This window comes from Clostridium sp. BNL1100, assembly GCF_000244875.1.
In the GTDB taxonomy this organism is placed as follows: domain Bacteria; phylum Bacillota; class Clostridia; order Acetivibrionales; family DSM-1351; genus Ruminiclostridium.
Window position 1 is genome coordinate 974,620 of the sequence record NC_016791.1, and the last position, 24,051, is coordinate 998,670.

The window sequence follows — 24,051 nt, forward strand, 5'->3', positions numbered from 1 at the left end:
TTACTATAAAAATTTATCATACTTTTACATCTGGGAGTGATAACTTGGATCAGGAATTAATTCTAAATCAATATAAACTAATTGTACAAAATATTCAGAAAACTGCGGAAAAGGCAAAAAGAGATGCTAAAAACATTAATTTACTGGCAGTTTCTAAATTTCAGGAAGTTAATAAGATTATACCATTATTAGAGAATGGTCATTGTCATTTTGGAGAGAGCAGAGTCCAAGAAGCAAAAAGTAAATGGATAGATTTGAAAAAAATATATCCACAGGCAGTATTGCATTTAATCGGGCCATTACAAACAAATAAAGTTAAGGATGCTATTCAGTTATTTGATATCATAGAGACTTTAGATCGCGAAAAACTTGCTGAAAAAATAGCAGACGAACTAAGAAAAACAGGAAAAAATCCAACAATATTTATCCAAGTAAATATTGGTAAGGAAATACAAAAATCAGGTATAGCCCCTGAGGATCTGGAAATGTTCTTAAACAAATGCCGTAATGACTATGCCTTAGATATAAAAGGCTTAATGTGTATACCGCCCGCTGGAGAAGATTCAGTAAAATATTTTTTGGATTTATATAATTTAGCCCAAAAAAATGGGTTAGAGGAAATTAGTATGGGTATGAGTAACGATTATCAGGAGGCTATCCTTTCAGGAGCTACACAAGTTCGTGTAGGAAGCTTACTTTTTGGTAAAAGGAATTATACCTAAATTAGCTTTTTGGTAAATTGATTCAAAGTACGGAATTATATTTGTGAGTAATTACTATATTAGTGGGGTTTTTGTAATGAATAATAAACACTTTACCGGAGTATTTTACATTTTACTTTTCTGCATTTTAAGTGCTTTTCTCGATGTTTATGTGGGTAATATCAGTCAAAACATTGATCCGATTTTACTTTTGTTTTGTAACTTCCTTATTTTAACTACTTTTTTTGCAATTACTCATAAAAGAACTGAAATACCATTAATAAAAGAAACAATCAATAGTTGGAAACTTATTTTAATGTTAAATATAGCAGCAGCGGCATCTTGGATTGGGTTGTTTTATTCTCTCAAATATTTAGAGCCGGCTGTTGTTGGAATTGTTTCAGCAGCGGTAGGTCCGGTAATAACTATTGTTTTAAACCCTTTTTTAGGTTCGGGGAACAGGATAACAAAATTAGAGAAGACTATTGCTACATGTATTATAATTGTCATTTCGGTGCTGCTTTATTTTACTTATGGAGGAATTAGTGGAATAGGTGAAGTATCAAGTTTTAATTTTATTTTTGGGTCTATTTGTGTAATAATGTGTGGAATAGGGATGGCTGCTACTACTCTCGTTACTAAAAAGCTAATGGATGAGAAGTGGCATCCGTCACGTATTTTAGCATCAAGAAGTTATATCATGTTAATCATTTCACTATTTATTATTTTAACAAAAATAAATCAATTGCAATTTTCTGTTTCTCTGGTACCGGCTGTTTTGTTGATTGCTTTTATCGGTAATATTATTCCTTTGTATATCTATCAATTGGGGGTTCAACGGGTAGAACCTTTTAAGACATCTATCATGCTTCTGTTTCTACCGATTTTTACTTTTATTCTTCAATTATTTGATCAACGTTTAGGATTTTCGTTTCCCACATTGGTTTGTATTATTATAACAATTGGGTTTATTTTGCTTGAATTATTTATTAAACCAAAAAGAACGGAGTTGAAGACAGTGCCTTCTAGAAATTGTGCTATTGTTGACGCATATTCATCAGGAAGATATTTAGCTGCTGAATTTAGAAAACTAGGTTATAAAGTGTTTCATATACAAAGCGTTAAAAATACACCAGCATTTTTTAAATCAAGTTTTATAGAAGAAGATTTTTTTGACAACATAATTATTGATAATGATCTTGACAAAAAAATAGAACAAATTAAACAATTAAATCCCGAATTTATTTTGGCCGGTTGTGAATCAGGAGTTTTGACATCCGATATGATTAATAACAAATTAAACTTGGCGATGTGTAATGATTACAGGCTAAGTAAACATAGAAGAAATAAGTTTATGATGATTGACATGTTACACAGAAATGGGATTTCAGCTCCAAAACAGCTAAAATCCTCTGATTTGAACAAGATTAAAGAATGGATTAATGAACATAATGTATGGCCGGTTGTATTGAAACCTTTAGAAAGTGCCGGTTCAGATAATATCTGGTTTTGCTATGATTTTGATATGGTCGACAAAGCATTTGAAAAGATTATTAATAATTTAAACAAAATGGGTATAAAAAATGAAGCAGTTTTAGTTCAGGAGTTTTTAGATGGAACGGAATATGTTGTAAACACTGTTAGTTCAAATGGGGAGCATGTTATTTCAGAGATTGTTAAATACAAAAAAGTGAAGACGGAAGATAATGGTATATTATATGATATTGATGAGTTACAGTCATCTGATTCTGAAATATATTCAATTATGTCCAATTACATTACTGGCGTTTTGAATGTATTAGGAGTAAAATATGGTCCTTGTCATGCAGAAGTTATGCTAACAGAAGATAAAATTCCCAAATTAGTTGAAATTGGTTCTAGAACAGATGGTATCTTACGTCCGGATGTCTCAAGCGAAACTACCGGGTTGGGACAAATAAAATTAACGGCATTGGCATATGGTGATACCGAAGAATTTAAAAAATATCTAAAATGTCCTTATTTGATTAAAAATAACACTATTAATGTTGCGCTTATATCTCATGTGGAGGGTACTTTACAGTCATTGCCGCATATTGAGTTTATTAAGAGTTTACCTTCTTTTTTTCTTATAAATTTAAGTGTAGCTGTAGGTGAAAAAATCGATAAGACTAAAGATGTCTTTTCTCAGCCGGGAACAATATATTTGGTTCATGAAAGTATGGATGTTATTATGCAAGATTATTATAAAATCAGATATTACGAAAAAAATGGTCTTTATGAAGTTTTATCAGCTTAAGTATTATAAAAAAGTCTTATTTACCGAGGAACGGTAAATAAGACTTTTTTGCCTATAACAATGCTTTTGTAAAAATTAGTATTTCAGTAATGCCGATTTTAGAAGGGTATTGTCACCTCAGTGAACACTTACTTTTTTTACTTTCAAGAGTAAAATAAGCAATATTCCCACGCCTGCGCAGATAGCCGCGATTATAAATGCCGGAAACATCAAGGATATATCAGTAGCGGCAATATTTTTATAATATCCGGCCACATATGAGGATACGACCGCTCCAATACCAAATCCCAGCAACACCATACCATAATTTGTTGCCATGTGACGAGCTCCGAACAAATCAGCGGTAAGAGCTGGGAAATTACTTAAGAAACCGCCATAGAAAAAGCCTATAAAGGCGATAACGACATAAATCCAGTAACCGTTTGCGGCATTGACAAATAAGGACATAACTCCCGAGCCTGCAAGAAGGATAATAAGAGTAGACTTGCGTCCTATCTTATCCGAAATTATACCCCACAGGAGTCGACCAAACGAGTTGCATATAGATATTATCAGAACTCCCACTACCGCAGTTGACTCAAGTCCTTTAGCAACTGCAATAGGTTTGGCAAATCCAATCATCATAAGGCCACCCATGCAGGCGAGAGCCATTGCAAGTGTAACAAAATAGTAAGAAGGCGTTGCAAGGACTTGCTTTGGTGAAAGATCAGCACCTATAGGTGCTGGGGATTCGTGTACTGCCGCTCCACTCGGCTCTTGTTTCTTATTTTCGAAGTCATCGGGTGGGTTTTTGATCATAAGTCCACCAATTGTACAAATGACAAGAAAAAGTCCGCTGAGAACCATAAAGGTTTTCTGTTCGCCCACCTGCTGCCCACCGAATTGTTTGATGAGAGCTTCTATAATCGGCGTAAATACAACTCCACCGAAGCCGAGCGCAGAAACGATAACCCCAGTGACAAGCCCTTTTTTGTGAGGAAACCACTTTTGTGCAGAAGATATAGTCGTCGAATAAGTGAATCCCATACCGACGCCACCCATGACTCCGTAAGTCAGCCAAAGCAGCCACGGTACAGAAGCGGTGACAAATGAAGCAAAGAAAAATCCGAGAGATAGAATTACTCCACCGATGATGACTACAGTGCGGATTGAGTATTTTGCAGCAAGCTTTCCGCCTAAAATGCTTCCGAATGTGAGGGTAGCAAGAAGTAGCGAGAATGTAAGGCTTGCAGCTGCGTTGTCACCATCAAAGATGCTTTTTGCGATACCTGTCTGAAAAAGGCTCCAGAGATATGCAACACCGAGGCAGAGTTGAATCGCAATTGAAGCGATAATTGAATATACAGGTTTGTAATTTTTCATTTCAAACCTCCCTTATATAATAATTGTTAAACATTATATGTTATCGTAAATAAATATGCTACTCAATTTCTGCTCACTTTTCCTTAAAAATACAATGAATCTTGCTGCTTTTTAAAGAAGAAAGTCATTTTAAGTAAATAATTGTTAGGTAAATATATCACTGGATTAATCTCCTACTGGTGGATAAAGCCATCCTTTTAAGTCCAATCATCAACCTTTACATGGGTTTTATTACATTCCAACTAAAATTTATAACAAGAAGTCAGCTTTCATATATAATAGACAAGCAAGCATATTATGGTAAAATTAGTATTGAAATTCAATTTGTGCGTTGATTTTCAAAATTCATAATAATTTGTGGGAGGTCTTAATGAAGAAATTTATGAAAAAGTTTGCGGTATTATTAATAGCTGCAGCACTCATTTTATCGGTCATAAATACTCAATATGTGTCTGCAGCAGGTTTTAAAGATGTAAAGTCTACTGATTGGTATTATTCGTCAGTTAACCGGCTTGTAGATTCGGGGATAACATCAGGAGTCGGAAATAATAGGTTTGGGCCTGAGAATATAGTAACACGTTCAGAAATGGTAACATTCCTGTGTAAGGCTATAGGTTTATCACCATCTGATGGAGATACATTTATGGATATAACAAAACATTGGGCAAAGAAATGGATTGCAGCAGCGGTTTCAGCAAATATAATAGACGAGGGAGTAATATTTCACCCGGACGAGGCTATTACAAGACAGGAAGCTACAGAGATGCTGTGCAGGTCACTGGATTTATCAGCCGAAACTTTAAATGAAAATCCTTTTTGTGACATAACCACAGATATAGGATATTCTACGAGAGCCTTTGAAGAATACCTTATGCTTGGCTCGGTTAAGGATAATGAAAGATATTTCTATCCCTTTAGTTTGCTCAAAAGAAGTGAAGTAGCTGCTATAATAGTAAATCTTCTAGATTATAAGTTAGATAAAGACAGCTTTAAAGCACAAAAGAAGGCTGTATTGGATAAGCAGGAAAAAGAAACGCCTACTACTAAAAAAATACAGCAGATAGAAGTTACTGTTAGTACGGCGGACGAATTGATTAAGCAAATAGGGTCTAACAAGAGAATTTTGTTAAAACCCGGTATATATAATTTGTCTTCAATTAAGCAACTTGACAGTAAGGATAAAACAGTTACCTGGAGACAGGTTGATGATGGTAAAGAATTAAACCTTAGTGGCATACATAATTTGACAATTGAAGGTATAAATAATCAAACAGCTGAAATAAAAGTAAATCCCAGATATGCTGAAATTATTTATTTTAATAACTGTAAAAATATTAATTTGAAGAACTTAAAGGTGGGGCATACACCCAGCGAATATACCTGTAATGCAGGAGTGTTGTCTTTTTTGAATTGTAGTGATATTGAAATAAATAACTCAGAACTTTATGGCTGTGGAAGTGTAGGTATTTCGGCTTATAGTACAAAACGCTTAAATTGTGTAGACACGATAATTGACCATTGCTCACTAAGGGCAATTGAATTACAAAAATCAGAAAAAATTAATTTTATTGGGTGCAAGCTATTAAATCATGAGGCATATAGCAATATTGTAGATGCTTTTAATTCAAAGGAAGTTACGTTTGAAAAGTGTGAATTCACTGACAATAACAATTTTGAATGGAGCTTCTTTGAAGTGTGGGGGAATACAGAGCTATTAATAGATAAGTGCAAGATAATGAATAATTCACAACCTAGAGATGGTACATGGGATGCCAGTGCATATTTCTTTAAAACGCAGGAATATGACGGAGGCAGTACAAGCAAAATTATAGTTAAAGATACTGAAATCACAAATAACAGATGTGATTATTTTTGTGATGATAAATATTCAGTTACCTTTGAAAACTGTAAAATAAGTGATAATGAATGGGAAGAATGATTCCGCTTATTTAGTAGAATTATATAATGGGGGAAAATATGGCACAATTAGGGAGCATACTTTTTTACTTAGTTCTTGCAATGGTTTTGTTTTTAGCTGTATTTGCAATAATTCGAGGATATAAAGGTCTTAAGACAGGAAAAAACTTTGAAACATCAGACAAAAAAATAAGATTCGTTTATGCGCTGCTTTCGGTTATACATATGTCGACGGGCATTTTAATAACTTTGTGTTATTTGATTGCAGGAGTATTGATTATAATAAGTTTGTAAAGGTGTGGTTTAATGGGTTTCCTTATTTTTATGCCGTTTATTGCAGCTATAATTGGAATTATAATTATTTTCTTCTTTTTCATAGGAATATGCTTAATAATTATGGGCAGTACAGGCGTAGCAATGAATAAAATATACTTAAAGCAGACAAAAGTTAAATATAGTGCAATAAATTCTTCATATAATATAATATCAATAATTTTAGGGATAATAATTTTACTGTTCCCTCTGGGATGTGTTCTGTTTGGAATTATATCCAGTTAAAAGTAATTTGGTATTAGCCAAGTGATTTAAACAATAAAGTGTCTAATACCCGGAGTATAAATAAATGGTTATAAAAGATATTATTAAAAAATTATTAATTAATCTAGTTATATTTACATTGTTTTTCGTAGTTTATAACATGTTTATTCGTAGAAGAATATATACAGAGATTGATTGGTTGGACTATGTAGTATACTTATTTATCATTACCATACCTGTTGTTTTGGGGCAGTTAGCTAAAGAAAAATTGAAAAAACAAAGGAAATAATAAGTGTCCATAACAGTGGCGCTGTAAATACAAAAGGCTTCCCTTAAAAAGGAAGTCTTTTTGTTTACTGCTTAACAACATTACAATTTATGGTAAATTACATTCAGGAGTCTTTCTGTTAACTCAGTCTCTTTCTGCTCAATTTCGGAAAGGCAATCTACCAATTGAGACAGACAACTTTTTTTACCTCCTATAATGTATTTAAGATGTTGGTTTCTCATTTTAAACATTTCTTGTTCAATGTATTTATAGCCATCATATATGTATGAGTTGTCGCTTATATAATTATTTTTGTACATGTATTCCAATCTCATAAGCATACATTTCTTGTGTTCATACAGGATGTGCAAAAAGCGTATATCAGAATCAAAATTTTCACACATCAGTAACTTAAAATATTCTTTAAAATATTTATAAACATCTAAGCCAAAAACCCTGTTCTCTAATAAACATCCATTCATTCTCACTCTTTCGGAACTGTTTCTGCTGTTATAATAGTCATCAAGCATTTCATACACCAGTCTCAAATCAAAATCATATTTAACGTTATCCCGCTTTGAGAGAAGATGAATAAATCCTGTTTTGGCGCTTTCTGAAAAAAAGGCTTTTTCAAATTGTAAAAAGCTTATTTTAGAAGAAACATAGTTCCGATTTTCATCAAAACCCATTAAGTAGTACTCCATTTTGCGGGAGTCATAGCCATAAATCATAAAATCGTGATTAAAATGAGCTTTATTGAAGAAAAATCTGTTAGGAACATAGAATTCATCAAACGTTGAGTAGAAATAATCATTATTATTTATACGATCCATTATAAAATTATGGATGTTTATGTGATTGTTTTGGATAATTTCCTTAACAATTACGTGGCATCCCAGCAAAGGGTTTGTAGAAAACGAATTGGGGTAAAAAGTCATGGGAATATTGAAATCTTTGCTTAGTACAAGTTGTATATAATTACTGTAAAACCAAGGCATACAATCTTCATAATTTAAAAGAATATTGAGAGGGTATGCTAAATAATGTAGACCTATTATAGGTGATTCAGCTATTGGTAATTGAACAACACTCATAGCATTGTGCCTTTCATAACAAAATTTTAAAGTTCTCATGAGAAGGTATTTCTGAAATCCTTTAGTGTAATTGTAGGAAAACGTTAATGTAATGTCAATAGTTAACAAAATTAATTCTAATCTATAAATAATAGGATTATAAGAGTTTACTATAATTTTAAGGGTATTTACATTATGTAAATGACAAAAAATAATAATATATTACAAAAAGCGACAAAATAATATATAAGTACATAAAATAGCATAAAAAAGCACACTTGGGTAGCATTGACAATAAAAAAGTGATGGTTTAATATATATTACATAGATTGCTAAATAAGTACATTTAAAGTATTATTTAGCGAATATTGACAAGAATACTTGAAAAACAGACATAACAAATTCTGAAATATGCTAATCGTCGCACAGTCGCGTTAACTTATGATGATGAAATAATTAGCTTCGCCTTGTAGCACTGAATTAGGTGTGATTGGGCGAAGCTATGTTTTAATATAAGAAAAAATATTAATAGAATAATCATAGAAGGCTTGAAAGGAAAATATATGGATATACGTTTAAATTTTAAACCATTTAATTTGTTTTGGATGGACTGTCAGTTTAATACACTTTTTTCAATATTGACTTCTATGGATAAGAGCTATAGAGTAGCTGCTTTACTAAACGATTATTCTTATGTTATTGAACAAGAATATACACCCAATAATACCTGGTATAATGAGGTGTTTGTGGTGAACACAGTTAATAATGGGGACGTTTTTAGGAATAAGTTCTTTCCTCAACAAACTTCTCTGAATTTTAAACATGATGAAAATTATATAGAGTTAATCAAGAATTATATAAAAAATAATGACGTTGTTATGGTTGGAGTAGATTTATTTTATTGGATTCCCAATAGTGTTTGCTGGAATAAGTATCACTGGGAACATTATGCATATATTAATGGGTTCAATGATGAAAAAGGAGTCTTTTACGTTTTTGATGAGAACTTTTATGGATTTGGAGAGTTCGAAGTTCCTCAGGACAGAATGATGAAGGCAATTGAAAGTTCTCCTCTTGAACCACATGCAATTGTATACAAATTATGTAATGCTATAGACAAATATGAGCTATCAGTTTCTGAAGTTAAATCTAATGCCAAAAGGATAATAGAAGAGATTACTAATATCATATCTATAGACTTTTGGATTCTAAGTGAAAAAGATTTCACCGAAGGCCATATGTGTGACCTTATTTCTACGCAAATTTTTCAAATCATAAACAGGCATATTGCAAACCAATTGCTGATCAATGAATTAGAAGCTGAAATAGGCAATTTACAATTCAAGAATGAACTTGAGAAATACTGTATTGAGTTACAGGATGGATGGAATCAGGTTAAGACTAAATTAGTAAAAATCTATTATTCAAATAATAGAGAAGTACTGATTCATAACCTAAATAAAAAATGTAAAGATCTATTTTTAAAAGAAATTGAAATGTGGGATGCGTTCCTTAGATACACTAATTGAAATTAGGGCTTATACCCGAAAATGTATAGAGCCTTTTCAGATTACTAATGTATGAGAGGATTTTTTAGTTATGAGTAATGTTGATTATAGTAGTGATAGCATTTTATACCCATTAACTCATCCCCAAAAGAGGATTTGGTATACGGAAAAGATATATCCCGGAACATCTTTGCATAATATCGGTGGCCCGGTAAGAATAAAAGGCAATATCGATTTCAACTTACTTGAAGAGTCAATAAACATATTTATTAAGAATAATGATGGAGCAAGACTAAGGTTTGTTGAAGAAAGTGGAGAAGTAAGGCAGTATGTGAGTTGTCATAAAAAACTTAAATTTGACTTTGTTGATTTCTCAATATATAAAAATCCTGAGGAAGAATTCAATAAGTGGGTTCGAAAACAAGCAGGAAAGCCGTTTGTTATAGAAAACGAAAGGCTTTTTTATTTTGCATTATTTAGAATATCGGATAATGATAACGGTTATTTTGTGAAATTTCATCATCTTGTTTCTGACGGTTGGTCAATTAACATAATGACCGAGCATATATGTGATTCATACATGAAACTATTAAACGGAGAAGAAGTCCAAGATAATTCAGGTTTTTCATATATAGAATATATAGACAATGAAAAAAAGTATCTTTCCTCAGACAGATTTTTAAAAAACAAGCATTTCTGGAATGATAAATTTAAAGATTTTCACGATATATTTTTAAGTAAAAGTTCAGATGTAATTGATGGAAAAAGAAAATCATTTACCCTTGGGGCGGAGCTATCATCTGCAATAAAGCAGTTTGCAGCAGATAACAGAGTTTCATTGAATACATTTTTTGTAACCCTATATCTAATATATCTTTATAAAACTACTCTTTACGAGGATATTATTATAGGAACTCCTGTGCTTAACAGGTCAGGTAAAAAGGAAAAAAACATATTTGGCATGTTTACAAGTACAATGCCATTTAGGTTTGTCATAGATGATAATTTAAAGGCAATTGATTGTATGGGAAAAGTCAATGAACAGATGATGGAGTGCTACTTTAATCAGAAATATCCTTACGATCTTCTGGTAAATGACTTAGAACTTAAGAAAAAAGAATATGAAGGCTTATTTAATACATGTGTCAACTATTATAATACCAGACTGAACTCGGAGCTTAATGGCTTCCCTATTGAAAATGTTGAATTTTATAATGGTAGCCAGATATATTCATTACAAATAATTGTTAAAGACTGGTGTGACTCTGGAAGCTTAATACTGGATTTTGACTATAAGGTTAATGATTATACTGATGAACAAATTGAAGATACATACGTCCGGCTTTTGAGCTTAGCAAACCAAATGATAAAAGACTCAACTGAAAAAGTAAGAAATTTAAGTATAATGACTAATACTGAGATAAAACGTCTGTTATATGATTTTAACGCTACTGAGACAGAATACCCCAGAGAAAGAACAATTTATCAATTGTTTGAAGAACAAGTAGTAAGGACTCCAGATAAGGTAGCCGTACGATTCAATAGTAGTGTACTTACTTATAGACAATTAAACGAAAAAGCCAACCAACTTGCCCGATATCTAACTCAAAAAGGCATTCAGAAAGAAGATATTGTTGGGTTACTAACTACTCATTCCATAGAGACTATTATTGGAATAATTGGGGTTTTAAAAGCGGGTGGTGCATATTTGCCAATAGACTCCGGTTATCCGGAGGATAGAATATGCTATATGCTTGAAAATTCAAATGCCGGAACATTGCTTATAAATGTAGAATTATCTAAAAGTATCAGCTTTAAGGGAGAGATTATCAATCTAAATAATCTGAACCTATATTGTGGCGATTCTTCAAATCTGGAGTGTGCCAGTAATCCAAGTAATCTGGCCTATGTTATTTACACCTCAGGTTCTACCGGGAAACCAAAAGGCACTATGATAGAGCATCGGGGCCTAACAAATTACATCTGGTGGGCAAAAAAGATGTATGTAAAAAACGATAATGAGGTGTTTCCTTTATACTCTTCTTTAGCGTTTGATTTAACTGTTACATCAATTTTTACTCCTTTAATCTGCGGATGTGAAATTATAGTATATGATGAAAAAAGTGAAGATATATATGTACTTTACAGGATATTGAAAGATAATAAGTCAACGGTTATTAAGCTTACTCCAGCTCAGCTTTCCCTGATAAAGGACATGGATAATAAAAATTCTTCTATAAAAAGATTCATTGTAGGTGGGGAAGATTTAAAGGTGAGCCTCGCCAAAGATATTCATAACAGTTTTAACGGGAATATTGAGATATTTAATGAATATGGCCCAACAGAAACAGTAGTAGGTTGCATGATCCATCAGTATGATTACGAAAGAGATAACAGAATATCAGTCCCAATAGGAATTCCTGCTGATAATGTACAGGTTTATATTCTGGATAAGAACCTTAACTCTGTAAGCACAAACACAGTGGGGGAAATGTACATATCCGGTGACGGAGTAGCAAGGGGCTACTTAAACAGACCGGATCTGACAGAAGAAAGATTTATTGCTAACCCTTTTATCAGTAAAAAAATAATGTATAAAACTGGTGATTTGGCACGGTTCTTAAGTAATGGCAAAATCGAGTACGTAGGAAGAACTGATCATCAGGTTAAAATACGCGGGTATCGTGTTGAACTGGGTGAGATTGAAAAACATATATTAAGCCATAAAGCTGTTAAGGACGCAATTGTTATAGATTTGAAGATTAAGAATAACGATAAATATCTTTGTGCATATTTTGTCAGTAAAGGCAATGTTGCCGTTGATGAATTAAAACGTTATCTACAAAAACACATACCCGATTATATGATTCCGGTGTTTTTTATAGAGCTTGAAAAAATTCCTTTGACCATAAATGGCAAGGTTGATATGAAGATGTTGCCTGAACCGGAATTTGAGACAATTAAGAATGAAGGGTTCATTTCATACCGAAATGAAAAAGAAAAAAAGCTTGTAAATGCTATATGCGAAGTTTTGAATCTTGAGGCAGTAAGTCTCAGACAGAATTTTATCTATCTCGGGGGAGATTCAATCAAAGCAATACAGGTTGCTTCAAAACTAAATAGTAACGGCTTGATTATAAAGGTCAAGGACATACTGTCACACCCGATAATTGAAGAAATGGTGACATATATTGAGGAAAACAAAGAATTACCTGATAACAATGGTACTTGTGAAGGAACAATTCAATTAACTCCTATTGTAGCTTGGTTTCTTGAACAGAATTTTTCCAATCCGGATTACTATAATCAAAGTGTACTTTTAGATATAAGGCAGGACATTGAGATTAACCTACTTGAAATAATTTTTAATGAACTTATAAGGCAGCATGACTCCTTTAGAATTAACTTTAATTCGGTGTCTGGCGAGCTGTACTATAACAATAAACTTTTGGAAGAATTTTATTATATCAAGGAGTACGACTTGAGTGGTTTATCAGCAGCGAAGCAAGTTAATAAAATGACACTGATAGCAGAGGATTTAAAATCAAGCTTCAATATTGAAAATGGTATTTTGATTAAGGCATGTGTTTTTAATTTAGGTGAAGATGTAAAAAGAATGCTTATAGCTGCCCACCATTTAGGAGTTGACGGTGTTTCGTGGAGAATAATATTGGAAGACATTAATACAATGGCGAAGCAAATAAGTAATGGGCAGAGAATTATATTGGGGTCAAAAACAAATTCATATCAGGGATGGGCCAAGGCGTTGACAGCCTATTCGAATAATGAAGTAGAAAAAGAAAAGAATTATTGGAAACAGATATTAACTAAGAATTTTGCTTTTCCTGAAGAATTTAATCTGGGAGAAGAAACCGTTGAAAGTAGTGCTTGCATACAATTGCAGTTGAATCAGTGGTTGACTGAGAGCCTGCTTACAAAAACTAATATTGCATACAATACTGAGCCAAAAGATTTGATGATTTTATCTCTATTAAGAACAATAAAAGAGTTTACCGGAATTCAAGACATAATCATTGAGCTGGAAGGACATGGCAGAGAGGATATTTTTAAAGGTACCGATATTTCTAGGACAACCGGGTGGTTTACAAGTTTATATCCTTTTTACATACATATGTCAGAAGATAATTTATCAGATCAGATAAAAAAGATAAAAGAAGAAATACGGATGATTCCTAACAAGGGGATTGGATTCGGTATACTAAAGTACATTTCAAAGGATTTAAATGAAAGTTTTAAAGGAAGTGTAAGGTTCAACTTCCTGGGAGATTTTAATTCAGGAGATAGGAATAATCATTTTGAATTGTTAAAGGACCAACTGGGGAATGATTTTGATAAAGAGAATAAACTATCCTCTAGCATCGAAATGAATTGTTTCGTAGTAGATGGGAAATTGAATGTCCTTTTGACATATAGTAAAAATAAGTTTTCTGAAAACACCATGGAGAAATTTTTAAAAAATTATATGGGAGATTTGGAAACCATAATTAACTACTGCTGTGACAAAGAATCAGTAATCTTTACGCCTTCCGATTTTGATACGGTAGATATATCTCAGGATGAGCTGGATAAACTGTTTAGTTAATAAAAGTTGAATAACACGTGTGAGGTTTAATAATGAAAAAATCATTTATTGTATTTGTAGTATTACTTATTTCTATTTTTTCATTCTCAAATTCAGTAATTGGTGAAACAGGCAGCTTAACAGCTCAGGATTCCAACCCAAATAGCCTGTCTCAAGACAAAATAAGTCAAATTGAATCATGGGTAAGAAAAAATATGAAGGACGGAAAGATTCCAGGTGCATCAATTGTAATAGTTGAGGGAGATAAAACTGTTTACAGTAAAGGCTTTGGGTATTCAGATATTAGGACAAAAAAATCCGTAACACAGGATACTCTATTTGAACTTGGGTCTACAAGTAAAGCATATACCGCACTTGGAATACTTAAATTGGAAAAAGAGGGCCTGATTAATTTAAATGATCCGGTAAATAAATATATTCCATGGTTAAAAATGAAGTATTCAGGTAACTATCGAGGTAAAAAAATTGATAGTTATGTAAATATTACTTTAAGCCAGTTATTGCATCATACAAGCGGAATCCCATTCAAATCAATAGGTGATATTCCTGTTTCAGAAGCGGATGATGCATTGGAGAAGACCGTTAGGACACAAGTCGGTATAAAATTGGATTTTTATCCTGGCGAGAAATTTCTTTATTCAACTATAAACTACGATATCCTTGGACTTGTTATCAAAAATGTGTCAGGTGAAAGCTATGAACAATATGTGAAAAGTAATGTTTTACAGCCGCTAGGTCTTAATAATACTTACCTTTTTAGAAATGAAGTTCCCCAAGAGAATATGTCTTCGGGTTATAAGGTTAAATTTTTAAGGCCTGTAAAATATATTGCACCTATGTACAGAGGAAATACTCCGGCAGGGTATTACATTTCAAATGCAGTGGATATTGCAAAGTGGCTTAAAATTCAAATGAATACCATAGAACCGGGAACCTTTGATAAAAGCCTTATTGATATATCTCATATACCTGACAGAACGGTAGCACCAAACAGTGACGGATCTTCTTATGCTTATGGGTGGTCCGTGTTCCAGAGCGGTGGAGGTGTGATATCACATGGAGGAAGTAATCCCAATTACTCATCATTTTTCTTATTCAGGCCTCAGGAACAGGTCGGTGTAGGTATTCTTGCTAATTTAAACTCCTCATTTACAGAAGTAACTGCCTATGGCATCGATAATATAATTCGAGGGGAAAAGCCGGTCAATTATTTATCAGACCAGTATCTTGCAATTGATAATGCTTCAACAACCATTACACTGATAGCTTTACCGGTAGCACTCGTAACTATTTTTTTGATATTGATTCTGATAATTCAGATTATAAAAAGAAAAAGAATATATGTCGGCAAAGTGAAAAGGGTTCTCCTTAGCACCCTTTTCCTATCAATTTTCATATCTGGTCTGGGATACTGTATGTACAAAATTCCTGATGCACTCTATGAGGGACTTCCATGGAGTTTTATTAAAGTCTGGGCACCACAGAGTCTTATGGTTGGAATTTCATTACTGATAGCATGTGTAACAATATTTTGTATTTATTTTTTACTGACATCATTATTTATAAAAAAAAAGGATAAATCCTGGTTTGTAATTGCTGTTTTAAGTATTGTAAGCGGGTTTGGAAATGCAATAGTTATTTTTATTATAAATGAGGCATTAAACAGAACTAATGGTTTTCAAACCGGATTATTACTGTTTTTTGTATTGGGAATTGCTTTATATGTATACGGTCAACGTTTAGTAAGGGTCAGACTTTTAAAGCTTACAAATGAATTAGTATATAATACTCGGATGAATCTGATTGATGGAATTTTAAGAGCGTCTTATGAAAAAATAGAACAATTGGAAAATGGAAAGATTCATGCAGGGCTTAATAATGATTCAGAAACATTAAGCAATTTTGCAAACGTACTTATTTCGGCTATAACCAGCCTTGTAACACTTTTTTGCTGTTTTATTTATTTAGGAATAATAAATATTTACGGTTTACTTGTTTCAATTTTTGTTATATTCATAGCGGCAGGTTTATATTTTGTCGTAGGCAGACACGCCAACAAGCTGTGGGAAGAGACAAGGGATATTCAGAACATCTTTTTTAAATTTATCAATAGTCTGGTAAATGGTTTCAAAGAGCTTAAATTGCATAATAAAAGACAGATTGAATTTAGAGATGATATGAAGGAGAGTTGTAAAGAATACAAGGATAAGCGTATCAGGGGAGATTTGGGTTTTGCTAATGCATTTGTTATAGGAGAACTTCTTTTCACATTAGTAATCGGAGTTGTGGCCTTTGCTTTTCCTGTTCTTTTTAAAGATATACAAACCAGTTCTTTAAGAAACTACATATTTGTATTTTTATATATGACCGGGCCGGTAAATGGGGCTCTAAATTCAATACCACAAATTATAGGCGTTAGAATCAGCTATAAAAGATTGAATGATTTAAAGAAAGAGTTGGAATGTGAAGATAAAAAAACAAATAAAACTGAATCTGATAACAAACTGCTGAGTAATAAATTTGAGTTAGAACTGAAAAACGTTGAATACAGCTATAAAAACAGCCACGGTGAGCTTTTTAAAGTAGGACCAATCAATTGTTCTTTCAAATCAGGCGAGGTTACATTTATTACAGGAGGTAACGGTAGCGGGAAGTCAACTCTTGCAAAACTTGTGACGGGGCTTTACAAGCCTGACAGCGGGGAAGCACTTGTAAATAATAATGTGACCGAGTTTGAAGATTTGAGTCAGAATTATTCAACGGTTTTTAGTGATTACTTTCTCTTTGACAAATTATACGGCATTGACTATAAGGATAAATCAGAAAGAATGCTGGAATTGTTAAAAATATTGCATATTGATGATAAGTTGAGTATAGACAATGGAGTGTTTAGTACGACTAAATTGTCAAGTGGGCAAAGAAAGAGATTGGCACTGCTGGTTAGTTATCTGGAAGACAGAGAAATATACATATTTGATGAGTGGGCTGCAGATCAGGATCCTGAATTCAGAAAGTACTTTTATGAATACTTGCTGTCAGATTTAAAAGCCAGAGGGAAATGTGTTATTGCTGTGACCCATGATGATAGGTATTTTAATAAAGCAGATAAAATAATAAAAATGGAAATGGGTAAGATTGGGCAATAAACAAGTCAATTGAAAAAATAAACATATAACAAATAAATAGGGGGTGATGAAATGGGGGAGTTTGTTAAAGAAATAAAGTGTGTTGTCTGGGATTTGGATAATACACTTTGGGATGGAATACTTCTTGAAGATAAAGATGTTATTTTAAAGCCTGGTATATGTGACATTATAAAAGAGCTTGATTCAAGAGGAGTGCTTAATTCAATAGCGAGCAAGAATAACTATGAAGATGCTGTGAAAAAGCTTGAGAAAGCAGGTATCAGGGAGTATTTTCTATACCCGGAAATAACTTGGGATGCAAAGTCCAAATCGATAGATAGGATTATAAAAAATCTGAATATCGGGCAGGACACAATTCTTTTTATTGATGACCAGCAGTTTGAACTAGATGAGGTTAAATATGAACTTCCGCAAGTAACGTGTATTAATTCCTGTGAATACATGAACCTGCTGGAATATCCGAGATTAAGGCAAAGATTTAACACAGAAGATTCAAAAAGAAGACGGTTAATGTACCTTGAAGATATTGAAAGAAAAAAAGATGAAGATAGCTATAACGGACCCACGGAGAAATTTCTTATGTCTCTGAATATGAGGGTTACAATTACAGAGGCGGAGGAAAGTGATCTGCAAAGAGCTGAAGAGTTGACAGTAAGAACCAATCAGTTAAATGCCACAGGGATAACCTACAGTTACAGCGAACTTGACGAATACCGTAAAAGTGCTAATTACAAATTGTTTATCTGTGAGCTGGTTGATAAATATGGTTCTTACGGAAAGATTGGACTGGCTTTAGTGGAAATTAAGGAGTATTGGCATTTGAAGATGCTCTTAATGTCTTGCAGAGTTATGTCTAGAGGTATAGGAACTGTATTGCTGAGTTTTATTATGAGACAAGCAAAGGATAAAGGCGGGAAACTCTATGGGGACTTTAAAATGACGGATAGAAACCGCCAAATGTATATCACATACAAGTTTGCTAATTTTAAGGAAGTACATATTGCTGATACTGATGGAGTAATTCTTATGCAGAATGATCTTTCAATGATACAAGAGTATCCGCCTTTTGTTGAAGTAAGTATTATGTAACGAAGAGAGGAAAAGTTTATGGATAGTGTTAAGATAATCAGAAATTTTATTAATGAAAACCTTATAACCTTTAATGAGGATGCAGCTTTTACCGATGAAGACGACATATTTAAATTGGGCTTTGTAAATTCCCTTTTTGCTATGAAGCTTCTTACATTTATCGAAAATGAGTTCAACATAAAAGTTGAAAATGAAGAAATGGAATTATCAAATTTTAATTCGGTATCAAACATTGTAGGTTTTATTGACCGGAAAATAAAAAATAATTGAATTATATATAAGTCGGATATAGCAAGATAAATTAATATTGGAGGGCTTAATATGCAATTTAGTAATATCGGTATAATAGGTGCAGGTACAATGGGAATTGGGATGTGTATAGACCTTGCATTCCATGGTAAGAGTAGTGTACTTGTGGATATTTCTGATGATACTCTGGAAAGTGCAAAAGCAGAGATTACAAAAATAGTCAGGTTTGCACCCTTACTGGATAAAACTCTCCCGAAGATGGACGCGGACGTCGTCTTGAGCAAAATTAAATTTACAACAGACATTGAAGACGTAGCAGAATGTGAATTTATTGTAGAGAATGTAACGGAAAATTGGGAAATCAAGGAGACAGTCTATAAGCAATTGAGCAAGATTTGCAATGCCGATGCCTGCTTTGCCGTGAATACGTCATGTATATCTATTACAAAAGTCGGAAGTGTAACTGACAGACCTGATAAGGTTATAGGAATCCATTTTATGAATCCGGTGTATTTGAAAAAAAGTGTGGAAGTAATAAAAGGTTTTCATACATCTGAGGAAACCATAGATACAACACAGAGTTTTTTAAAACAGCTGAATAAGGAAGCTATTATTGTTAATGATCTGCCCGGTTTCGTTTCAAACAGAATATCACATTTGCTTATGAATGAAGCTGCTTTTGTTGTTCAAGACGGAGTGGCAAAACCTTCACAGGTGGATGAGATTTTCAAAAAATGCTTTAATCATAAAATGGGTCCTCTTGAAACTGCAGATTTGATTGGATTGGATACTGTAGTTAATTCGCTGGACATCCTTTATGAAAGTTATCAGGACCCAAAATTTCGTTGTTGTCCCTTACTGAGAAAAATGGTGGATGCGAAATTATTGGGTAAAAAATCCGGCAAGGGATTTTATACATATTAATTAATGTAATGTTCATAAAAAAAGCAGCGATTTAGTGTCGCTGCTATACTTAAGCAAAATGAAGGGAGGGTAATACTAATGGAGAGTAATGTGTATGCTGAAAAAATAAGTGAGTATATAATGATGAATACTAACTTAAATAGTATTGACTACAATTTGGACATATTTGAGGAAGGACTAGTAAGTTCTTTATTTGCTATAGAGCTGATGACTTTTTTAGAAAAAAACTTTGAAGTAAAAGTAACAATGGATGATTTAGATATGGAGAATTTTAAATGTGTAAATAACATAGTTAAGTTTGTTGAAAACAAACGAAATGGAGGCAATGTATGATTGAATTACTTTTAGATGAACAGAAGGATAAATATAATGAGTTTTGTAGTTTTGTGGAAAGTAATGTTCAACCATATGCAAGTGATTGGGAAAGAGAAGAGCGAATTTCCAAGGACATAGTTAATAAATGTATAGAACAAGGATATTTGGGATGTACCATACCTGAAGAATTCAATGGTAACGGATGGGATAGTATTACATATGGTATTTTTACAGAAGCAATAGCTCGTTCAAGTACTTCATTGGCCGGATTATTCAATGTACATACTATGGTAATGCAAACTCTCTTGAAGTGGGGAACTGAGGAACAAAAAAACAAATGGTTATACAGGATGTGTAAAGGTGAAATACTGGGTGCTTTTGCATTAACAGAGCCAGATGCCGGAAGTGATATCAGAGGGATTAAAACCAGATTTACTCCCAAAGGTGATAAAATTATACTAAACGGAAAGAAGAGATGGATTACCTTTGGCGGTTTAGCAGATATATTTGTTGTCTTTGGAATGATGGATGATGAAAGCGGAAAACCTGTGGCATGTATTGTTGAGAAGAATACACCGGGGTTTGAAATAATACCAATTACAAATATGCTGGGATTCAAGGCAAGCTATTTGGCAGTACTTGAGTTTAATGATTGTGAGGTCGATAAGGAGAATATTATAGCAAAACCGGGTTTTGCATTTTCTCACATTGCTCCTTATGCCTTGGATTACGGGAGGGTCAGTGTGTCTTTCACAGCCCTTGGTATTATAGGCGGGTGTCTGAATTACTGTTGTAATCATGTTTTACGGAGAAAAACTTTTAATTCAAGACTTATTGACCAAAGTACTATTAAAGAAATGATAACCAAAATGGGTGTGGATTACGAAGCTGCGGGTCATTTATGCGTTAATTCCTGCAGGGCAAAAGATTTGAATAACCCTAACTATGCAGAAAAAGTCATGATTGCAAAATATTTTACAACAAGAGCTGCACACAGACATGCTGATAACGCCGTTCAAATCATGGGTGCCACCGGTTGTAATGAAAATCATGCGACAGCAAGATACTATAGGGATTCTAAAGTATTGGAAATAATTGAAGGAAGTAATCAAATACATGAAATGATATTAGGTAACAGCTTCACTAAGAAATATAGAAAAATAGAAAAAAAATAAGCGAAAAAAGTACCAGACCCTTAAAGGTTCAAGGAGATTATTCATATGACAGATATGGGTAACACATGTGATATCGAGATTTTATACCAGCATATTAATGATACAAAAGCAGTTTATCCAAAGGATAAAACGGTTATAAAACTGTTTCAGGAGCAGGTAAAAAAGAATCCGGAAGCTAAAGCAGTAATTTTCGGTGAGAAAAGTCTTACGTATGGAGAACTGGATAAGAAATCAAGTCAGGTCGCCTATTTATTACATACAAAGGGAATTTCCACAGGAAACATAATAGGGATAATGCTGGAGCGCTCTCTTGAGATGATTATTGGGATATTTGGAATAATAAAAAGCGGAGCTGCTTACCTTCCGATTTCACCGGAGCTTCCTGTAAAAAGAATTGAGTATATTATTTCGGATAGTAACAGTGAATATTTGCTTACCACTACCAGGTTCTTAGACAAACTTCAGGGGATAAACACTAAAATTATAGATTTAGAACAAGAGTCCATTTATTCTTTGCCTGAATATACCAACGACTCAATAGAGCCATCTGATTTAATTTATGTAATATATACTTCAGGTTCCACAGGGAACCCTAAGGGGGTAATGGTAGAACATTATTCTGTGGTCAACAGACTTAACTGGATGAAAAATAAATATCCCCTCACTCAGAGTGACACTATTTTACACAAAACACCTTTTGTATTTGATGTTTCTGTATGGGAGTTGTTCTTGTGGGCTATTACAGGTGCCAAGGTGGCACTACTGGGCCCCGGATATGAAAAATTTCCACAGGGGATAATTGAGGAAGTGGAAAAGAGCCAGGTTACAATAATCCATTTCGTACCTTCCATGTTTAATTCGTTTTTAAATTACCTTAAAGATACTGAATACGTAAAAAAACTATCAAGCTTGAAGCAGGTGTTTTGCAGTGGTGAAGCTCTGCTGCCCATACATGTTAAAAAGTTTAATGAAACAATCGGTAAAAGCGGCAATGCATTTCTGACTAATTTATATGGGCCAACCGAGGCAACCGTTGACGTAACTTATTTTGATTGTAATGATGTGAATAATGATATAGTACCTATCGGAAAACCCATCGATAATATAAGGATTTATATTATCAATGGGTCTGATTTGCAGCCGGTAGGGAGCAGCGGTGAATTATGTATTGCAGGTGATGGGCTGGCAAGGGGATACCTGAACCAACCCAAATTGACAGAAGAAAAATTCACAGGTATTGCCATAAATAGTGAAGAAAGAATTTATAGGACAGGAGATCTTGCACGTCTTTTACCTGACGGAAATATCGAATTTCTTGGCAGAATGGACAACCAAGTCAAAATTAGAGGATTGCGGATTGAATTGGGAGAAATTGAGTCTAAGATTGGTGAATATGAATATGTTGAACAATGTGTTGTAGTATTAAAGAATCAGGAGCAGATCAATCCTGTTTTGACTGCATATATACTTACTGACAGGGAGGAATTAACTGCAAAAGAAATCAAGCAGTTTTTAAAGACTCAATTACCTGAGTATATGATCCCGAATCAGTATATTATGTTAAATAAATTACCATTAACACAAAATGGAAAAATAGACAGAAAAGCGTTGTTGCTTCATAATTGATGTTAAGATAAGTAAACACTTATTGGGAGATTTAAAATGGACAATGTTTTGCCAAAGATTGCATTAGTTTTTCCGGGCGTTGGTTCACAGCATACAATGATGGTTAAAAGCTTCTACGAAAACTCCGAAGCTGTCAGAAGTACTTTTGAGGAAGCAAGTGAGATACTGAAAATAAATCTAAAAGAAATTTGTTTTTCAACTGATTTGAAAGATGAGTTGAATAAGATTGAGATCTCACAAGTTGCATTGTTGGTTGCCAGTTTAGCGGTATACAGGACATTTGAGTCAGAATTCGGTTTTTTGCCGGATTATTGTTTAGGACATAGCCTTGGAGAATATTCAGCCCTATGTGCCAGCGGAATAATAAATTTCTCTGATGCAGTGGAAATAGTAAAACAGCGGGGGCGCATTATCAAAGAAGCAATTTCCTCATGCGATGGAACAATGATGTGGGTAATAAATTTAGACAGTAATATCGTTGAGGAAACCTGTATGGAAATTTCGGGAGATAATGATAGAGTATATATCTCGGCATACGATACACCTACCCAATGTTCAATATCAGGGAACAATGGAAGCATGATGAAAGTTGCACAAGAGTTAGAGAAGAAAGGTGCCATTGTCTTTCCACTTAAAATGTCGGGCCCTTTTCACAGTCCTTTAATGCATAAGGCAGCCGAAGAGATGAAATCAGTGCTCAGACAGTTTAAATTTAATCCCCCTAAAATTCCCGTAATTTCAAATTACAGTGCTCTCCCATATACCGACGAGAACAGTGTGGTTGAAAATTTGACTAGGCAGTTGGAATCACCTATAAGGTGGACTCAATCAGTTTCGTATCTTGTTGATGCTGGAGTAAGAGTAGCTATTGAAATTGGCCCTAAGGATGTATTAAAATTTTTGATTAAAAAGAATACGTCACTTATTGAAGCATTCTCCTTTAATGAATTCACCCAAATAGACCAAATAAGAGACAGCGTTGTTATTGGAAGAGAGCAGGCATTGGCGCTAATAGCCAGATGCCTTAAAATAGCCATAAGTACAAAAAACTGTAATAATGATACAAATACATACCAAAAGGATGTAGTGACACCTTACAAAGAGATTGAAGCGCTATATTTGGAATTGAGAGAAAAAAAGCTGTACCCTGAAAAAGAGCAGGTTTTTAAGGCGGTTCAAATGGTTGTTTCAGTATTAGACGCCAAGAAAACGCCTATTGATTTAAGAAGAAAAAAGTTGGACCAAATTTTTCAAAATAAAATATTATCAATTTAGATAAT

General features: G+C 33.5%; 17 protein-coding genes. 15 read left to right on the forward strand and 2 right to left on the reverse strand.

Going from position 1 to position 24,051, the window contains the following annotated elements; all coding sequences use genetic code 11:
* Positions 1-44: 44 nt before the first annotated feature.
* Together CLO1100_RS04220 and CLO1100_RS19940 are read left to right on the forward strand one after the other, a co-directional pair.
* Positions 45-722: a YggS family pyridoxal phosphate-dependent enzyme gene (locus CLO1100_RS04220; protein WP_014312509.1), complete on the forward strand. Its 678-nt coding sequence runs from the start codon at positions 45-47 to the stop codon at positions 720-722.
* A gap of 76 nt (positions 723-798) precedes the next feature.
* The gene (locus CLO1100_RS19940) at positions 799-2,979 is read left to right on the forward strand and encodes an EamA family transporter (RefSeq protein WP_050814135.1); all 2,181 of its coding nucleotides are present in this window, start codon (positions 799-801) and stop codon (positions 2,977-2,979) included.
* 117 nt (positions 2,980-3,096) lie between these two features.
* On the opposite strand, the gene CLO1100_RS04230 is transcribed toward CLO1100_RS19940, so the two are convergent.
* Positions 3,097-4,341 carry an OFA family MFS transporter gene (locus CLO1100_RS04230; protein ID WP_014312511.1) on the reverse strand — a complete coding sequence of 415 codons (1,245 nt, stop codon included), beginning with the start codon at positions 4,339-4,341 and terminating at the stop codon, positions 3,097-3,099.
* A 370-nt stretch (positions 4,342-4,711) separates the two neighbouring features.
* Between CLO1100_RS04230 and CLO1100_RS04235 the strand changes: the two genes are divergently transcribed.
* The 3 genes from CLO1100_RS04235 (at position 4,712) to CLO1100_RS04250 (ending at position 7,084) form a co-directional block, all read left to right on the forward strand.
* Positions 4,712-6,280 (forward strand): S-layer homology domain-containing protein, encoded by a 1,569-nt coding sequence (locus tag CLO1100_RS04235; protein WP_014312512.1) that lies wholly within the window; start codon positions 4,712-4,714, stop codon positions 6,278-6,280.
* 38 nt (positions 6,281-6,318) lie between these two features.
* Positions 6,319-6,552 carry a hypothetical protein gene (locus CLO1100_RS04240; protein ID WP_014312513.1) on the forward strand — a complete coding sequence of 78 codons (234 nt, stop codon included), beginning with the start codon at positions 6,319-6,321 and terminating at the stop codon, positions 6,550-6,552.
* Positions 6,553-6,880: 328 nt separating this feature from the next.
* Positions 6,881-7,084, forward strand: a complete 204-nt coding sequence (locus tag CLO1100_RS04250; RefSeq protein ID WP_014312515.1) for a hypothetical protein — start codon at positions 6,881-6,883, stop codon at positions 7,082-7,084.
* Between the two features lie 80 nt (positions 7,085-7,164).
* Here the strand turns inward: CLO1100_RS04250 and CLO1100_RS04255 are convergent, their stop codons facing one another.
* Positions 7,165-7,752, reverse strand: a complete 588-nt coding sequence (locus CLO1100_RS04255) for a hypothetical protein (RefSeq protein WP_242836675.1) — start codon at positions 7,750-7,752, stop codon at positions 7,165-7,167.
* 1,133 nt (positions 7,753-8,885) lie between these two features.
* Between CLO1100_RS04255 and CLO1100_RS04260 the strand changes: the two genes are divergently transcribed.
* The 10 genes from CLO1100_RS04260 (at position 8,886) to fabD (ending at position 24,046) form a co-directional block, all read left to right on the forward strand.
* Positions 8,886-9,665: a hypothetical protein gene (locus CLO1100_RS04260; RefSeq protein ID WP_242836677.1), complete on the forward strand. Its 780-nt coding sequence runs from the start codon at positions 8,886-8,888 to the stop codon at positions 9,663-9,665.
* Positions 9,666-9,735: 70 nt separating this feature from the next.
* Entirely contained in the window at positions 9,736-14,247 is a 4,512-nt protein-coding gene (locus tag CLO1100_RS04265) for a non-ribosomal peptide synthetase (protein ID WP_014312518.1), read from the forward strand.
* A gap of 32 nt (positions 14,248-14,279) precedes the next feature.
* Positions 14,280-17,393 carry a cyclic peptide export ABC transporter gene (locus CLO1100_RS04270; RefSeq protein ID WP_014312519.1) on the forward strand — a complete coding sequence of 1,038 codons (3,114 nt, stop codon included), beginning with the start codon at positions 14,280-14,282 and terminating at the stop codon, positions 17,391-17,393.
* 51 nt (positions 17,394-17,444) lie between these two features.
* Entirely contained in the window at positions 17,445-18,482 is a 1,038-nt protein-coding gene (locus tag CLO1100_RS04275; protein ID WP_014312520.1) for an HAD-IIIC family phosphatase, read from the forward strand.
* Between the two features lie 18 nt (positions 18,483-18,500).
* Complete coding sequence (locus tag CLO1100_RS04280; RefSeq protein WP_014312521.1) at positions 18,501-18,752, forward strand: phosphopantetheine-binding protein; 252 nt, start codon at positions 18,501-18,503, stop codon at positions 18,750-18,752.
* Between the two features lie 51 nt (positions 18,753-18,803).
* The gene (locus CLO1100_RS04285) at positions 18,804-19,655 is read left to right on the forward strand and encodes a 3-hydroxyacyl-CoA dehydrogenase NAD-binding domain-containing protein (protein ID WP_014312522.1); all 852 of its coding nucleotides are present in this window, start codon (positions 18,804-18,806) and stop codon (positions 19,653-19,655) included.
* Positions 19,656-19,733: 78 nt separating this feature from the next.
* A complete protein-coding gene (locus CLO1100_RS04290) occupies positions 19,734-19,988 on the forward strand; it encodes a phosphopantetheine-binding protein (RefSeq protein ID WP_014312523.1) in 255 nt (84 codons plus the stop codon).
* Positions 19,985-21,145: an acyl-CoA dehydrogenase family protein gene (locus CLO1100_RS04295; protein WP_014312524.1), complete on the forward strand. Its 1,161-nt coding sequence runs from the start codon at positions 19,985-19,987 to the stop codon at positions 21,143-21,145. Before CLO1100_RS04290 ends, CLO1100_RS04295 begins: the two co-directional genes overlap by 4 nt.
* A 45-nt stretch (positions 21,146-21,190) precedes the next feature.
* A complete protein-coding gene (locus tag CLO1100_RS04300) occupies positions 21,191-22,771 on the forward strand; it encodes an amino acid adenylation domain-containing protein (RefSeq protein WP_014312525.1) in 1,581 nt (526 codons plus the stop codon).
* A 36-nt stretch (positions 22,772-22,807) separates the two neighbouring features.
* Positions 22,808-24,046, forward strand: a complete 1,239-nt coding sequence (gene fabD / locus CLO1100_RS04305; protein WP_014312526.1) for an ACP S-malonyltransferase — start codon at positions 22,808-22,810, stop codon at positions 24,044-24,046.
* Positions 24,047-24,051 lie beyond the last annotated feature (5 nt).

Coding starts and splice junctions, on each gene's coding strand:
- CLO1100_RS19940 (WP_050814135.1), top strand. CDS start 799: ATGAATAATAAACACTTTACCGGAGTATTTTACATTTTACTTTTCTGC.
- CLO1100_RS04230 (WP_014312511.1), bottom strand. CDS start 4,341: ATGAAAAATTACAAACCTGTATATTCAATTATCGCTTCAATTGCGATT.
- CLO1100_RS04235 (WP_014312512.1), top strand. CDS start 4,712: ATGAAGAAATTTATGAAAAAGTTTGCGGTATTATTAATAGCTGCAGCA.
- CLO1100_RS04240 (WP_014312513.1), top strand. CDS start 6,319: ATGGCACAATTAGGGAGCATACTTTTTTACTTAGTTCTTGCAATGGTT.
- CLO1100_RS04250 (WP_014312515.1), top strand. CDS start 6,881: ATGGTTATAAAAGATATTATTAAAAAATTATTAATTAATCTAGTTATA.
- CLO1100_RS04255 (WP_242836675.1), bottom strand. CDS start 7,752: ATGGGTTTTGATGAAAATCGGAACTATGTTTCTTCTAAAATAAGCTTT.
- CLO1100_RS04265 (WP_014312518.1), top strand. CDS start 9,736: ATGAGTAATGTTGATTATAGTAGTGATAGCATTTTATACCCATTAACT.
- CLO1100_RS04270 (WP_014312519.1), top strand. CDS start 14,280: ATGAAAAAATCATTTATTGTATTTGTAGTATTACTTATTTCTATTTTT.
- CLO1100_RS04275 (WP_014312520.1), top strand. CDS start 17,445: ATGGGGGAGTTTGTTAAAGAAATAAAGTGTGTTGTCTGGGATTTGGAT.
- CLO1100_RS04280 (WP_014312521.1), top strand. CDS start 18,501: ATGGATAGTGTTAAGATAATCAGAAATTTTATTAATGAAAACCTTATA.
- CLO1100_RS04285 (WP_014312522.1), top strand. CDS start 18,804: ATGCAATTTAGTAATATCGGTATAATAGGTGCAGGTACAATGGGAATT.
- CLO1100_RS04290 (WP_014312523.1), top strand. CDS start 19,734: ATGGAGAGTAATGTGTATGCTGAAAAAATAAGTGAGTATATAATGATG.
- CLO1100_RS04295 (WP_014312524.1), top strand. CDS start 19,985: ATGATTGAATTACTTTTAGATGAACAGAAGGATAAATATAATGAGTTT.
- CLO1100_RS04300 (WP_014312525.1), top strand. CDS start 21,191: ATGACAGATATGGGTAACACATGTGATATCGAGATTTTATACCAGCAT.
- fabD (WP_014312526.1), top strand. CDS start 22,808: ATGGACAATGTTTTGCCAAAGATTGCATTAGTTTTTCCGGGCGTTGGT.